General features: G+C 69.4%; 10 protein-coding genes and 1 riboswitch. Of the genes, 3 read left to right on the top strand and 7 right to left on the bottom strand.

All coding sequences use genetic code 11. The annotated features are described in order from the left end of the window. Window positions 1-70: 70 nt before the first annotated feature. From bchC to ACFE7U_RS07590, 4 genes are all read right to left on the bottom strand, one after another. Window positions 71-1,009 (bottom strand): chlorophyll synthesis pathway protein BchC, encoded by a 939-nt coding sequence (gene bchC / locus ACFE7U_RS07605; RefSeq protein ID WP_375409128.1) that lies wholly within the window; start codon window positions 1,007-1,009, stop codon window positions 71-73. A gap of 111 nt (window positions 1,010-1,120) precedes the next feature. After that, window positions 1,121-2,299 (bottom strand): methyltransferase, encoded by a 1,179-nt coding sequence (locus ACFE7U_RS07600; protein WP_375409127.1) that lies wholly within the window; start codon window positions 2,297-2,299, stop codon window positions 1,121-1,123. Window positions 2,300-2,390: 91 nt separating this feature from the next. Further along, on the bottom strand, window positions 2,391-3,272 hold the full coding sequence (locus ACFE7U_RS07595; RefSeq protein ID WP_375409126.1) for a polyprenyl synthetase family protein: 882 nt from the start codon (window positions 3,270-3,272) through the stop codon (window positions 2,391-2,393). A gap of 103 nt (window positions 3,273-3,375) precedes the next feature. Next, window positions 3,376-5,448, bottom strand: coding sequence for a TonB-dependent receptor (locus ACFE7U_RS07590; RefSeq protein ID WP_375409125.1), 2,073 nt, complete (start codon window positions 5,446-5,448; stop codon window positions 3,376-3,378). A gap of 159 nt (window positions 5,449-5,607) precedes the next feature. Next, window positions 5,608-5,810: riboswitch (cobalamin riboswitch) on the bottom strand. Window positions 5,811-6,115: 305 nt separating this feature from the next. On the opposite strand from ACFE7U_RS07590, the gene crtD reads away from it, so the two are divergent. Both crtD and ACFE7U_RS07580 read left to right on the top strand, forming a co-directional pair. Beyond that, the gene (gene crtD / locus ACFE7U_RS07585) at window positions 6,116-7,660 is read left to right on the top strand and encodes a 1-hydroxycarotenoid 3,4-desaturase CrtD (RefSeq protein WP_375409124.1); all 1,545 of its coding nucleotides are present in this window, start codon (window positions 6,116-6,118) and stop codon (window positions 7,658-7,660) included. Next, window positions 7,618-8,517 (top strand): carotenoid 1,2-hydratase, encoded by a 900-nt coding sequence (locus ACFE7U_RS07580; protein WP_375409123.1) that lies wholly within the window; start codon window positions 7,618-7,620, stop codon window positions 8,515-8,517. Before crtD ends, ACFE7U_RS07580 begins: the two co-directional genes overlap by 43 nt. Before the next feature lie 20 nt (window positions 8,518-8,537). Here the strand turns inward: ACFE7U_RS07580 and ACFE7U_RS07575 are convergent, their stop codons facing one another. From ACFE7U_RS07575 to glgX, 3 genes are all read right to left on the bottom strand, one after another. Next, window positions 8,538-8,858, bottom strand: coding sequence for a plasmid stabilization protein (locus ACFE7U_RS07575; RefSeq protein ID WP_375409122.1), 321 nt, complete (start codon window positions 8,856-8,858; stop codon window positions 8,538-8,540). A 31-nt stretch (window positions 8,859-8,889) separates the two neighbouring features. Then, window positions 8,890-10,512, bottom strand: coding sequence for a histidine kinase famiy protein (locus ACFE7U_RS07570; RefSeq protein ID WP_375409121.1), 1,623 nt, complete (start codon window positions 10,510-10,512; stop codon window positions 8,890-8,892). A gap of 304 nt (window positions 10,513-10,816) precedes the next feature. Next, window positions 10,817-13,066 (bottom strand): glycogen debranching protein GlgX, encoded by a 2,250-nt coding sequence (gene glgX / locus ACFE7U_RS07565; protein WP_375409120.1) that lies wholly within the window; start codon window positions 13,064-13,066, stop codon window positions 10,817-10,819. A 295-nt stretch (window positions 13,067-13,361) separates the two neighbouring features. On the opposite strand from glgX, the gene ACFE7U_RS07560 reads away from it, so the two are divergent. Next, on the top strand, window positions 13,362-13,887 hold a 526-nt coding region (locus tag ACFE7U_RS07560), incomplete at its 3' end, for an SHOCT domain-containing protein (protein WP_375409119.1).

Below are 13,887 nucleotides of genomic sequence, written 5' to 3'. Positions count from 1 at the left end.
GCTTCGGATTGATGAGCTTCGGATCGGAGTGCTTCGGCGCCCTTGAGCGCGGCTCCGTTCAGCGGGATGTTCATGAACGGGGACTCCAATCGAGGATCATCTTGAGGCATTCGGGCTCGCCGAACGCCGTGCGATAGGCCTGTTCCGCATCCTCGGTCGGGCTGCGATGGGTGATCAGGCCGTCGAGGTTCAGGCGCCCGGACGCGATGAGCGCCGTGACCGCTGTGAGGTCCTCCGGACGCCATTGCGCGGCGACGCGGATGCGGGCCTCGCGCACGAAGGCGGGCGGGAAGGCGAAGGAGAGCGGCGCCTCGTAGAAGCCCGCCAGCACGACCTCTCCACCGGGCGCCAGGCGGCCGATCAGGGTGTCGAGGAGGCTGGCGTCGCCGCTCACGTCCATGATGCTGGCGTAGTCGCGACGCTCGTCGAAGACCGGGTCGATCACCGCGTAGCCGTGGTTGCCCGCGGCCCGGATCGGGTTCGTCTCCCAGACGATGGGCAATCCGCCGGCGATCGCCGTGAGGCGGGCGATCAGGCGCCCTAGGACGCCGTGGCCGACGATGAGGGAGCGCGCCCCCGGAACCACGTTGTGCAGGGCGTGATAGGCCGTGGCGGCCAGCGCGATCAGGATGCCGCGCTCTCCCAGCGTCGCGTCGAGCGGGACGAGGCGGGAGCCGGCGCTGACCAGGTGGGAAGCGGCGCCGCCGAACAGGCCGCGCACCGGCCCGAAGCAGCGCGCGCCGGGAACGAAGACGCTCTGGCCGACGGACAGGCCGGATTCGAACCCGGCCTCGACGACTTCGCCGACCGACTCGTAGCCGGGGACCAGCGGGTAACCCATGCCGGGAAAATCCGGCATCCGGCCGGACCAGAGCAGACGCTCGGTGCCGGTGCTGATGCCACTCCAGCGCACGGCCACGATGGCATCGGCGGGGCCGGCGGCGTCGAGATCGAGGTCGGTGAGGGAAAGCTGCTGGGGCTGCTCGAGGACGACGGCACGGGCTTGCATCGATGGTGTCCCTCCCCCGTCGTCTCATTCGCGCCACTCGTTCGGGTGGCTCCAGTCATGTCATCCTAGATAGACACTTTGGAACGTCAACTCTTATTTACGTGACGAGTGTCAAGCGCGCTTGTCAGTTCGACGGGCAGTGACGAGCCGGGTCAGGAGCGGGCGTCGCGTCGCGATCTCGCGCACCTGGGCGAAGCCGGCCTCGGCGAGGAGTTCGCCGAGTTCCTTCGGGCTGCGGCAGCGCCCGCTGCCCATGGCGAGGAGGTAGAAGCCGAAATAGGCGTCGGCGATCGGCCCGGCCCCGGGGGTGTCGGCCATCGGTTCGGCGAGCAGCAGGGTGCCGCCGGGCGGCAGCGCCTCGTAGACCTTGCGCAGGAGGATGCGGACGGTATCGTCGTCGTGGTCGTGGACCACGCGCACCAGCGAGATGACATCGGCGCCGGCCGGCAGCGGGTCATCGCGAAAGCTTCCGCCCTCGGTGACGGCCCTTCGCCCGAGGCCGGCGGCGGCAAAGCCGCGCCGCGCCAGCTCGGCCACGGGGGGCAGGTCGAACAGGGTGAGGGCGAGGTCCGGCGCCCTGCCGGCGGCGGCGGTAAGGAAGGCACCCTCCCCGCCCCCGACATCCATCAGGCGCCGGTGCCCGGTCAAGGGGTAGGCATCGAGGATATCTTGAGCGATCAGCGCCTGCGAGGCGGCCATCAGGCCGCTATAGGGCGCCACCGATTCGGGGACGACGGCTCGGCTTCCATCCGCGTAGGGCCAGTAGGCGGAAAGGCGGGTCGGCCCGGCCTCGCCGCGAAGCAGCGCCACGGGATCGCGCAGGTCGTCGTAGAGCATGGCATGGTGCTCCACCATCGCGGCGATGGCGGGATTGCCGATCAGCGCCGCGCCGAGATCGGCGAGCGCGAACCGGCCGTCCGGCAGCGCGGTCAGGAGGTCGAGGGAGGCGGCCGCCTTGAGGAGGCGCAGGCAGCGTTCCGGAGACAGGCCGACTTGCGCCGACAGCGAATCGACGCTGCGCGGCCCGGGTTCGAGCGCGCCGAACACGTCGAGGCGGATGCAGGCGAACAGCGTCTGCGAATAGACGAAGCCGGCGCACAGATCGAACAGGGCGCGGGTGTTGCGCCGCGCGATTCCCCGCGTCAGCGGAAAGCCGGCGGCCCAGCGTTGGAAACCAGGGCGAGCCACCGTGCGGTTGCGGAAGGCGAGCCAGCGCTCGCGCCAAGAACGGTTTGCGACGGCGGGTGCGGATCCCCCTCCCCCCTCTGCCGGAGAGGTAGGCCCACGCATCCGCAGGGCACCCTCCCCCGCAGAGGGGGGAGGGTTCGGACCCCACTTGAGGGGCAGAGAAGATTTCCAGGCCGCCGCCATATCAGTCGGCTCACGCAAACGCGTGCAGCTTCTCCGCTGCGAGGCTCGGCGGCAGGAACAGGCGGGTCTGCGACACGATCTCGGCGCGGAGCACCTCCGCTCCGGGACAGGGCGGGATGACCTCCACCGCCTCAGCGACGAGGTGCTTGAGCCGGGCCAGCGCCCCGCTGAACCCGAGCAGCGCGGCGGCGTTGGGGCGGCCCAGGGTGGCGTCGCGGCCCACCGGCTTGCCGATCTCCTCCTGGCGGCAGGCGACGTCGCTGAGATCGTCGGCGACCTGATAGGCCTCGCCCAGGCACTCGCCGAGCAGCCGCCACGGCAGGGGCGGCGCTCCGGCCGCGGCCGCCCCCGTCACGGTGGCGGCGGCGAACAAAGCCCCGGTCTTGGCCTGCTGGTATTCGGTCAGCCCGACGGTGAGCTCGGATTCCCAGGCCTGTCCCGCCACGATGCCGCCGGGCGAGCCGACGGCGCGGGCGACGAGGCCCACCAGGGACGCGAGCCGTCCCGAGTTGCGCGCCGCGCCGCGGGCCAGGGTCTCGAAGGCCAGGACGATGAGGGCATCGCCGGTGAGCACCGCCAGGGGCTCGCCATAAGCGGCATGGACGGAGGGTTTTTGGCGGCGCATCGGCGCGTCGTCGAAGCAGGGCAGGTCGTCGTGGACGAGGGAGGCGCAGTGCAGCAGCTCGATCGCCGCCGCCGCAGCATCGACGGCCATCGGATCGTCGTCGCCGCAGGCCCGGGCTACCGAGAGGCACAGGCGCGGCCGGATGCGGTGCCCGCCCGGGAACACGGCGTAGCGAATCGCCTCGGCTAGGCGCGGCGGAGCGCCGGGCGCCTCCGCATGGGCGACGGCATTGTCCAGAGCTCTCTCGATGCGTTGGCCGGCGTCCATCTCCGCGACTCCCGTGTCATTCTAGCTTGTCATGTAAAGTGTCAGTATTAATTGACACTCGTCAAGCGAGAAGACACGAGCAGCCGTGGGATCGGGCGAATGCTCAGAATCGCCCTGCGATGGTCAGCCGGATGGCGGTTGGCTCCACGGGCTTGAAGTGCCGGTCGGCGACGCCTTCGGCCGGCTCGCCGGAGAGGCGCGAGACGTAGAAATAGTCGATCTGGCTGACCTTGGCGCCGAACAGGTTGAGGGCGTCTAGGGAGACGCTGACCCCGTTCTCGAAGTTGTAGCCGAGCCGGCCGTTGACGAGGGTCGATTCGCTCGACCTCGCGGAATTGTCCTCGATCAGCGGACGCGGCCCGAAATAGCGCAGGCGCAGCGTGCCGAACCAGCCGAGCGCCTCGCCGAAGGTGACGCCCGCGGCGCCGATGACGGTGGGCGCTTCGGGAATGCGGCTGCCGGCGGGGTCTCGGTCGGCGAAGCGCGACTGGGTCCAGGTGGCGTCGAGGTCGAGGGAGAGCCAGGGATTCAGCCGGTAGCGGTTCGTCCATTCGACGCCGTAGCGCCGGGTCGGGCGGCTCGGCTCGGTGGTGCCGGAATCGCCCTGGAACAGGTTCTCGGAGTCGAAATCCAGCTGGAACAGGCTGAGCGCCGATTCGAGCCCCTCGATCGCCCGCGTGCGGACGCCGATCTCCGAGCCCACCGAGCGGACGAGGAAGGGCGCGTTGCTGAGGTTGAACAGCCGGCTCGCGGAATCGACCCGGGCGGTGACGCCGCGCGCATCGTTGCTGTGGAAGCCCTCGCCGTAATTCACGAACAGCTCCGTGTCGGCGAAGGGGCCGAGCACGAGGCCGAGCTTGGGGCTGACGATGCCGTCGGTGGCTTTGCCCGAGTTCTCGGGGATGAAGGCCGAGACGTTAGCGGCGTAGGCGTCGCCGCGAACGCCCACGATGGTGCGCAGCCAGTCGGTCCAGCGCACCCGATTCTCGAGGTAGAGCGCCGCGCTCCCCTCCTGGATGCGGTCGTCCAGCACGGTGGAGAGGGTCTGTCGACGCGCCGTGTTGAACAGGCCGACCTGGATGTCGTCGTAGCGGGCCTGGAGGCCGATCTCGGTCTCCATGGGCAGGCCGAGGAGGTCGCCCTGGAACACGCGGGCGATCTCGCCGCCGGTGACGGTGCGCTTGTCCTTCTGGCGGAACTGATCGCCGTTGACGGGGTCGTTGAGGAAATAGGTGAATTTGTTGAAGAGGCCGAGGCTGCTGCGGATGACGTAGGCGCTGGCCCGCGTCACCCCGCCGGCATCCGACCGGCTCCAGCGGCCCGAAAGCGACAGGCGAGAGGATTCGCCGCCGTCGGTGGGGTCGAGGCTGCCGAAGCGGCCGATCAGGCCGCTCGCGACGGCGCGCTCGGGGATCTGGTCGGTGGAGGTCCAGGTGCTGGAATAGGCCATGCCGATGACGGAGAACCCGTCGAGCGCCGTGCCCTGGCTGTAGCGGGCGACCCCGTTGACCTTGCGCTGCCGGCCCAGCACCTCGGAGGGGCCGTCATAGACCTGGGCCTCGCCGGCCACCAGGAGGTTGCCCTGGCCGAGCGGCGCCGACGCGATGGTGAGCGCGCGCTTGTAGCCGAAGCTGCCGAGCGAGGTCAGCGCGATGTTGCGCTCCACCGTGTCGAGGTAGTCGATCCGCACCGCGCCGGCCGAGGAGAAGTCGCCCTCGCGGGCGAAATACGGCCCCTTGGCGAAGGCGACGGCGCCGACGAGTTCCGGGATCAGGAAGTTGATGTCGGCATAGCCCTGGCCGTGGCCGTGGGTGCGCATGTTCACGGGCATGCCGTCCACATGGATGGCGATGTCGGTGCCATGGTCGAGGTTGAAGCCGCGCAGGAAGAACTGGTTGGCTTTCCCCTCCCCCGAGTGCTGCGTGACGATGAGGCCGGGCACCGCCTCCAGCACCTCCCCGGGCCGGGTGATCGGGCGGCTGTTGAGCCGGGCGCCCGCGATCGTGCCGGCGCTCGACGACAGGGCGGGAGCGACCTCCCCGCCCCCGATCCCGGTGACGCCGCCCGGATAGCCCGGACTCGCGACGGGAAAACCCGACGTGCCGGCGACGCTGAGTTCGGGCAGGGCCACGGCGGATGGTTCGGCGCCGGCTTGGCCGAGGGCGCAGGTGGGCATTACCGCGAGGCCCAGGCAGGCCGCGATTCGTCGGGGTGACAGGAGGGATGACACGGGAAGACCTCGGGCGACGGCTGTGGCACGTCACCGCGAACGAAGCCGGTCCCCGCGCGAGCAGGTTCCGACACCCCATCAGGACACCCCGCCCGATGCGTTCCGCGTGTGACCACGGCTGACGGCAGGTCTCCTGGCTCGCGGGTCACCGCCCTCTCATCGTCTTCCCAGGTGCCGAGGCATCCAGTGACGTGTTGATGAAGGGCTCGCCGCTTACAGTTGCGGGGGCAGCCGCGGCATCGGGCCATGAGCCCTCACCGCGTTCCCTTTTGATCCTCGTGAGAGGAACCGTCGGGCAAACCATCGCAGTGGCGGCGGGGAGCGTCAATGTGCCAGCCCGCCGACGTTAGTCCTGGCCGCCGTAGGCGAGCCCGGAACCAAGAAACACAGGTTCTTGAAGCGTTTGCGCCGTCGACGGCTCTGGGTTCCGGGCTCTGCTTCGCAGCCCCGGAATAACCGACGGAGCGGGACAAACACGAGCGAAAGGAAGAAAGTGTCACGGCGTGTCCGCGCTGCCGCAGTGTCGCTCCAGCTTGACACTTCCGAGGCAGGCCGGTGTAAATCGGACCCGGAAAGAGCGCCTCGAAACGCGGCGCCGGGAGGATGATCGGGCGTGGCCGGACGCAGGGTGGTCGTCATCGGAGCGGGGATCGCGGGGCTGGTCGCCGCCCTGCGCCTCGCCCATGCCGGCCTCGACGTCACCGTGATCGAGCGGTCGGGAAAGCCCGGCGGCAAGATGCGCAGCGTCGATGCGGCCGGCCGTCATATCGAGGCGGGTCCCACCGTCTTCACCATGCGCTGGGTCTTCGAGGAGATCTTTGCCGAGGCCGGTGCCGATCTCGGCAGCCTCGTCGCCCTCACGCCGGCCGGCATCCTCGCCCGCCACGCCTGGAGCGGGGATGCGCGCCTCGACCTCTTCGCCGACCACGAGGCCAGCGTCGACGCCATCCGCACTTTCGCCGGTGCCCGCGACGCTGACGGCTTCCGCCGGTTCAGCGCGCGGGCCGCCGACGTGTACCGGACGCTCGAGGGGCCGTTCATCCGCGGCGCGCGGCCGAGCCCGGTCGAACTCGGGCGCCGGGTCGGGCTCTCGGGGCTCGGCGACCTCTGGCGCATCCAGCCCTTCACCACCCTGTGGGGTGCGCTCGGCGAGTACTTCCGCGATCCTCGGCTGCGGCAGCTCTTCGGGCGCTATGCCACCTATTGCGGCGCCTCGCCCTTCGAGGCGCCCGCCACCCTGATGCTCGTCGCGCACGTGGAGGCGGAGGGCGTCTGGCACGTCGAGGGGGGATTGAGCGCGCTGGCCGCCGCCGTCGCGGATCTGGCGGTCTCGCGCGGTGCGAGCTTCCGCTACGGCGCCCATGTCGAACGGATCGTGGCCGAGGGCGGGGCCGTCTCGGCGGTCATGCTCGCGGATGGGGAGCGCATTCCGGCCGACGCCGTCGTCGCCAATGCCGATGTCGGAGCCCTCGGTGCGGGCCTGTTCGGCCCCGAGGCGGCGCGCGTGACCGATCGGGTCGCGCCCTCCGATCGTTCGCTCTCGGCGGTGACCTTCTGCATGAACGCGAGGCCCGCGGGCTTCCCGCTCTTGCGCCACACGGTCTTCTTCTCGGACGACTACGCCGCCGAATTCGCCGACCTGCGCCAGGGCCGATTGCCCGCCGACCCCACGGTCTATGTCTGCGCCCAGGATCGCGGTGACGAGGCACCCTCGTCCTTGGCCGGTCCCGAACGCCTGCTCTGCCTCGTCAACGCCCCGGCCACCGGCGAGCGCCCCCTCGATCCCACGGAGATGCGTCGATGCGAGACCAACCTGCGTCGGCGGCTGCTGGCCGGCGGTCTGACCCTGAGCGAGGAGCCGGGGACGGTGGCGACCGACCCGGCCGGGTTCGCGGCCATGTTCCCGGCGACGGGCGGCGCCCTCTACGGCCGCGCCTCGCACGGCTGGATGGCCTCGTTCAAGCGGCCGGGGGCGCGGACACGGCTGCCGGGACTGTATCTCGCGGGGGGCAGCGTCCATCCGGGCCCGGGAGTGCCGATGGCGGCCCAGTCGGGCCGGCTGGCGGCAGACAGCCTCCTTCAGGATCGACGCTCGCCCCTCGCTTCGACACCCAGGTGGGCAAGGGCGGCTATGTCTGGTGGTACGTCGACGCCCTGAGCGAGGACGGCACCCACGGGCTCACCATCATCGCCTTCATCGGCAGCGTGTTCTCGCCCTATTACGCCTGGGACACGAGCCGGGACCCGTTCGCGCATTGCGCCGTCAACGTCGTGCTCTACGGCCAGGGGCGCAACGCGTTCTGCATGACGGAGCGCGGCGCCAAGTCCCTGTCGCGCGATGCCCGCCAGATCCGTATCGGCCCGAGCGCCATGGAATGGGACGGCACCTCCCTCACCATCCGCCTCGACGAGGTCACGGCACCGATCCCGTCGCGGGTCCGCGGGACGGTGCGGGTGCGCCCGGCCGGGATCACGCAGGTGCCCCAGACCCTCGACGCGGCCGGCCGGCACCGCTGGTGGCCGATGGCGCCCTCCTCCCCCGTGGAGGTCTCCTTGAGCGAGCCGGCCCTGTCGTGGTCCGGCACCGCCTATTTCGACACCAACCACGGCGACGAGCCGCTGGAGGACGCCTTCTCACGATGGACCTGGTGCCGGGCCGATCTCAAGCCGGGGGCGGCGATCCTCTACGACGTGGTCCGCCGCGACGGCAGCACCCAGAACCTGTCCCTGCGTTTCGACGCCGACGGCACGCGCCGCGAGATCGTACCGCCGGTCGCGGCGGACCTCCCCAAGACCGGGTTCTGGCGGATGCCGCGCCCGACCCGCAGCGACGACGGCCGGTCGCAGGTCGTGCGAACCTTCGAGGACACCCCGTTCTACGCCCGCTCGCTCCTGTCCTCGACCCTGTGCGGCCAGGCGGTGCGGCCGGTCCACGAGAGCCTGTCGCTCGACCGCTTCAAGAACCCACTGGTGCGGCTGATGCTGCCGTTCCGGATGCCGCGGCCGTTCGGGTGAGACGAGCTTGGCGGAGGCACCTAAGCCCCCGCCCGCTCCGCCGCGTTGCGCTTGCGGGTCTCGGCGGCCTTCCTCGCCGAGGCCGAACGCTGCTCGGCGGTGCGGCCGGCGGAAGCCTTGCCGCCCGCCGCGCCGCCCTTGTGCGCCGCCGGGTGGCCGGTCGCCTTGCCGCGCCCGGAGCCTCCCGGTTTCTTGCCGCCGCCGTCGTCCTTGTTGACGGTGGCCCAGGCCCGCGCCTCGGCCTCGTCCTCGGGCACCCCGCGCTCGACGTAGGATTCGGTGATGTGCTCGGCCTTGCGCACCTGCTTGTCCGTGTATTTCGCCTTGTCGCCTCGGGCCATGGTCGCGCTCCACGAAGATGTCGCCGCCGTCTCAGCCGAGGCCGGTTTGCCCGTCGAGGACGGTTCGGACGCGGAGGACGAGGTCGTTGCGGCGGTAGGGCTTGTTCAGGAGATCGAACTCCGCGCCCCCGGTGTCGGTTCGATCCAGGCTGGCCTCGGCGTAGCCCGTCGTCAGCAGCACCTTCAGGGTCGGACGCCGCCGCCGGGCCTCGCGGGCCAGCGCCACGCCGTTCATGCCGCCCGGCATGATCAGGTCCGTGAACAGGAGGTCGATGGCCTCGCTCTGGTCGAGGATGTCGAGGGCCTCGCGGCCGTTTCGGGCCATGAGCGTCGTGTAGCCGAAGTCGCGCAGGATGGTCCGTGCGAGTTCCCCGACATCCTCGCGGTCGTCGACGATCAGCACCGTCTCGGTGCCAGTCCCGTCGATGGGCGGCGCGGGCGCGCGCGGAGCAGGGCGATCCTCGATTGCGCTGGCGGGAAACGACAGGCGCACCGTGGTTCCGTCGCCCGGCACCGACGCGATCTGCATCGCGCCGCCCGATCGCTTGGCAAAGCCGTAGACCATCGAGAGGCCGAGCCCGACGGCCCCGTCCTCCTCCTTGGTGGTGAAGAACGGGTCCATCACCCGCGTCAGGACCTCCGGCGCGATTCCCATTCCGGTGTCGCGCACGCAGATGCCGACATGGCGGCCGACGGGGAGGTCCGAGGGCGAGTGCCGATCGCCGGTCGCGACATCCTGGTTCTGCGTGGAGAGGGTGACGCGGCCGCCGTCGGGCATCGCATCACGGGCATTGATCAGGATGTTGAGGAGCGCCGCCTCGGTCTGGGTCGGGTCGATCCGGCAGTTCCACAGATCGGGTGCGAGGTCGAACGCAAGGCTCACGCCGGTCCCCAACGTCCGGCTGGCGAGATCCTCCATGCCCTGGACGAGACTGTTGAGGTTGACCGCGCGGCCTTCCAGCCGCTGCTTACGGGCGAAGGCCAGGAGCTGGTGCGTCAGTGCCGTCGCCCGCTCGGCCGCAACGCGGATGTTGTCGGCGGCCCGGCTCATCCGGACACGGTCCGGCTCCTGCGTCTCGAGGGCGGCGCTGAGGATGTCGACGTAACCGACGATGACCTGCAGCAGGTTGTTGAAGTCGTGGGCGATGCCGCCGGTGAGCTGGCCGAGCACCTCCATCTTCTGGGTCTGTCCGAGGGCATCCTCCGCATCGCGGCGGCGCGAGACGTCGAGCTGCGAGCCGAAGTAGTAAACGAGCTCGTTGGCGGCATTGTAGATCGGGGCGATGAAGAGCCCGTTCCAGTACGTCGAGCCGTCCTTGCGGTAGTTCAGGATCTCGGCAGCGTATTCCCGGCGCTCGGCGACTGCGCGGCGGATCTCGGCGACGACGGCCTGGTCCGTTTCCGGCCCCTGCAGGAAGCGGCAGTTGCGGCCCACCATCTCCTCGGGCGTGTAGCCCGTCATCGCGCTGAAGGCCCTGTTGGTAAACAGAATCGGATTGTCGGGCTGGCGAGGGTCGGTGACGATCATCGGCATCCGCGTCGCCTCGACGGCCGCGAAGAAGATGTCGCTGTGGCGATCGGAGACGTCCGATGAGAAGCCGGTCTTCACACGCGCAGGCAAGTCGATCGGGGGCGTCTCTGATCCGTCGCTCATACTGGCCCGGCGTCACCATCGTTCAAGGCGCCGACGATACCACACCGAAGATGGTTGCGGGATGATCGAGCGCCGTCAGATGTTCCTGATACTGGATCCGAGCGAGCGTATCAGTCTGTTTTAAGCTGGACGCGATCCCGTTTTCTTGCGGGGAACAGGCAGGATTGGTTCCGCCGGCCTGCGCGGGAGGATCACCCCATCGTCTCCGGTTGCCGATCGAGCCCGACTGGGCCTGCGCGCCACGAATGCAGATCTCGGGGAAACCCGGGATCTGCGCAAGGGAGAGCCATGTTGCGGCCTCCGCTCAGTCGGCGGGCGGTTCGAACCGAACCGCGTCGATGTTGGCGCGCTCGAAGGCCTGCATCACGTGCTGGTAGGAGCGCTCCATCTCGGTGGCGGCCTCGCCCTTGGTTCCGTCGGGCTTGAGGACGAACATCAGCATCGAGCGGCCGGTGACGTCGTAGGTCTGGCCGATGCCGACATGGGCCGCCTCCTGGTTGTCGGGCAGGTTGGTGTCGAGGAGCCGCGTCCACGCGGCACCTCCCACCGACGCCGGCAGCTTGAAAGAGACCAGGTCGTGGTAGGCGTTGTAGAGCAGGAGCAGGGTCGCGTCGCCGCCGCGCCGGTGGATTCCCGAAGCCTGGGCGCGCCCGTCGAGCAGGACGGCGATGGAGCGTGCATCTCCCTGCGACCAGTTCTCTTGCGTCATCTCCTCGCCGTTCGGCGAGAGCCACGTCACGTCCTTGACGCCGAGGTCCTCATCGTAGGCGGCGGTGAGGAAGCGCCCGCGGGTCAGGATCGGCAGGGCGGTGCGCAGGTGCATCAGGCGCTGCGTGAACGCGGCGAGGTCGCGTTCGGCGGGGCCGATCGCCTCCCAGTTCATCCAGGAGACCTCGTTGTCCTGGCAATAGGCGTTGTTGTTGCCGGCCTGGCTGCGCGCGAATTCGTCGCCGGCGAGCAGCATCGGGGTGCCGCGCGAGAGGAACAGCGTCGCCAGCATGTTGCGCATCTGGCGCAAGCGCACCGCCTTGATCTCGGGATCGTCGGTTGGTCCCTCGACGCCGTAATTATAGGACAGGTTGTGGCCGTGGCCGTCGCGGTTGTCCTCCCCGTTCGCCTCGTTGTGCTTCTCGTTGTAGGCGACGGTATCGGCGAGCGTGAAGCCGTCATGGGCCGAGATGAAGTTCACCGAGGCCCATGGCTTGCGCCCGCGCTTGTTGAACTTGTCCGCCGATCCCGTGATGCGGGCGGCCAGCGAGGGCAGCAGGCCCTCGTCGCCGCGCCAGTAGCCGCGCACGTCGTCCCGGAACCGGTCGTTCCACTCGGCCCAACCCGGCGGGAAGCCGCCGACCTGGTAGCCGCCCGGCCCGCAATCCCACGGCTCGGCGATGAGCTTGACCCCGTTGAGCACCGGGTCCTGCAGGCAGGTGTCGAGGAAGCCGCCGCCCTCGTCGAAGCCGTGCGCCTCCCGCCCCAGGATGGTGGCGAGATCGAAGCGGAAGCCGTCGACCCGCATCTCGGTCGCCCAGTAGCGAAGCGAGTCGGTGACGAGCTGCAGCACGCGGGGATGGGAGAGGTTGAGGGTGTTCCCCGTGCCGGTATCGTTGATGTAGAACTGCTCCTGGCCCGGCAGCAGCCGGTAGTAGGAGGCGTTGTCGACGCCCTTGAAGGAGAGGGTCGGGCCCTTCTCGTTCCCCTCCGCGGTGTGGTTGTAGACCACGTCGAGGATGACCTCGAGGCCGGCGCCGTGCATGCGCGCCACCATCTCCTTGAACTCGGAGAAGGCGAAGTCCGGCACCGCCGCGTAGCGGCGGGCGGGAGTGAAGAACGAGATCGTGTTGTAGCCCCAGTAGTTCACCAGGTTCTTTTCCTGCAGGTAGTCGTCCTGCACGAAGGCGTGGATGGGCAGCAGCTCGACCGAGGTGACGCCCAGACTCTTGATGTAGTCGAGCACCGCCGGGTTGCTGAGACCCGCATAGGTTCCGCGCAGCCGCTCCGGCACCAGCGGATGGGTCTTGGTGAAGCCCTTCACGTGGGTCTCGTAGAAGACGGTCTTCTCCCACGGTACGTTGGGCTTGCGGTCGCGGCCCCAGGTGAAGGCCGGGTCGATCACGCGGCTGCGCCGGGTGAAGGGCGCGCTGTCGCGCTCGTCGAAGGTGAGGTCGTCGCCGCTCTCCATCTGGTATCCGAACAGGGCCGGGTTCCAGGTGATGGAGCCGACGAGGCCCTTGGCGTAGGGGTCGATGAGGAGCTTGTTGGGGTTGAAGCGATGGCCGGCCCTGGGCTCGTAGGGCCCATGCACCCGGTAGCCGTAGATCGTGCCGGGCCGGGCGTCCGGCAGGTAGCCGTGCCAGATCTCGTCGGTGTATTCCGGCAGCTCGATCCGCTCGATCTCCCGCTCGCCGGCATCGTCGAACAAGCACAGCTCGACCTTGGTCGCGTTCGCGGAGAACAGCGCGAAGTTGACGCCGAGACCATCCCAGTTGGCGCCGAGTGGATAGGGCGCACCCTCGCGGATGCGCGAGCGTGCCGAGCGGGTCTGAGCGGACGCCATGTCTTTCTGAGAATCCTTGCCTGCCTGAAACGTCGAATCGTCGGCCATCATTGCTCCGGAGTTCGGCCTCGTTCGGGCGTCGGCTGCGAACGAAATGCCTGAATGCGACGTGAACGCGTCCGCTTACGCCTAAGCTCCCATCGGGGACAAATTTTTGCGGCGCTGCGATCATCGGCGATTGCGGGCCCGGGCGGTTTCCTCCAGTCCTGAACGAGGATCGGCGCGGCGGCTTCGATCAGCAGATCTCCGGTGCGGGCGATCTTCTGGCAGGCGATCTTCGGGCGGGAGAGATGTGATGAGCCAGCTGGATGTCGAGGCCACGGAAGGTCTCCAAGCGATCGCCGACCGCCATGGCGTCAGCCTCGACGCCGTGCGTCACCTCCTCTGGGCGCTGGAGGCCGGCAACGGCACGATGGCCCAGTTCAACCACCCCGATCTCGGTGGATTCGGCCAATGGTCGTCCGGCGGCATGATCATGATCGGGCAGATGTTCGATCATGGCCTCAAGGCCCGGGTCGCCTCCCTGTGCTCGGAACTCGCGCAAGAAGTACCGCCGGCCGGCGGTTCGAGCACGGCATCCGGCGGCTGGTGGCCGGCCGGGCTCGGCCGCCCCTCGTCCTCGGGCGCCCAGGACGGGATGCGCTACGCCTATTTCCCCGAGAGCCGCCGGCTCGCCATCGAGGCGGACGGGACGCTCTCCCTCTACGACACCGGCGACCACGACATCGGCGGCGTCTCGCAGCAGCAGGGTGGAGGGCGCAGCCTGCGGTTCACGGGACGCAACGGCCCCGTCGACCTCGACCGGCTGACGCGCGTGGAGG

It is taken from the genome of uncultured Methylobacterium sp. (assembly GCF_964251405.1).
Taxonomy (GTDB): domain Bacteria; phylum Pseudomonadota; class Alphaproteobacteria; order Rhizobiales; family Beijerinckiaceae; genus Methylobacterium.
This window is presented reverse-complemented; position numbering and strand designations above follow the sequence as displayed.

Excerpts from the sequence above, each read along its gene's own strand:
- bchC (WP_375409128.1), bottom strand. The coding sequence starts at position 1,009 with ATGCAAGCCCGTGCCGTCGTCCTCGAGCAGCCCCAGCAGCTTTCCCTC.
- ACFE7U_RS07600 (WP_375409127.1), bottom strand. The coding sequence starts at position 2,299 with ATGCGTGGGCCTACCTCTCCGGCAGAGGGGGGAGGGGGATCCGCACCC.
- ACFE7U_RS07595 (WP_375409126.1), bottom strand. The coding sequence starts at position 3,272 with ATGGACGCCGGCCAACGCATCGAGAGAGCTCTGGACAATGCCGTCGCC.
- ACFE7U_RS07590 (WP_375409125.1), bottom strand. The coding sequence starts at position 5,448 with ATGCCCACCTGCGCCCTCGGCCAAGCCGGCGCCGAACCATCCGCCGTG.
- ACFE7U_RS07575 (WP_375409122.1), bottom strand. The coding sequence starts at position 8,858 with ATGGCCCGAGGCGACAAGGCGAAATACACGGACAAGCAGGTGCGCAAG.
- ACFE7U_RS07570 (WP_375409121.1), bottom strand. The coding sequence starts at position 10,512 with ATGAGCGACGGATCAGAGACGCCCCCGATCGACTTGCCTGCGCGTGTG.
- glgX (WP_375409120.1), bottom strand. The coding sequence starts at position 13,066 with ATGGCGTCCGCTCAGACCCGCTCGGCACGCTCGCGCATCCGCGAGGGT.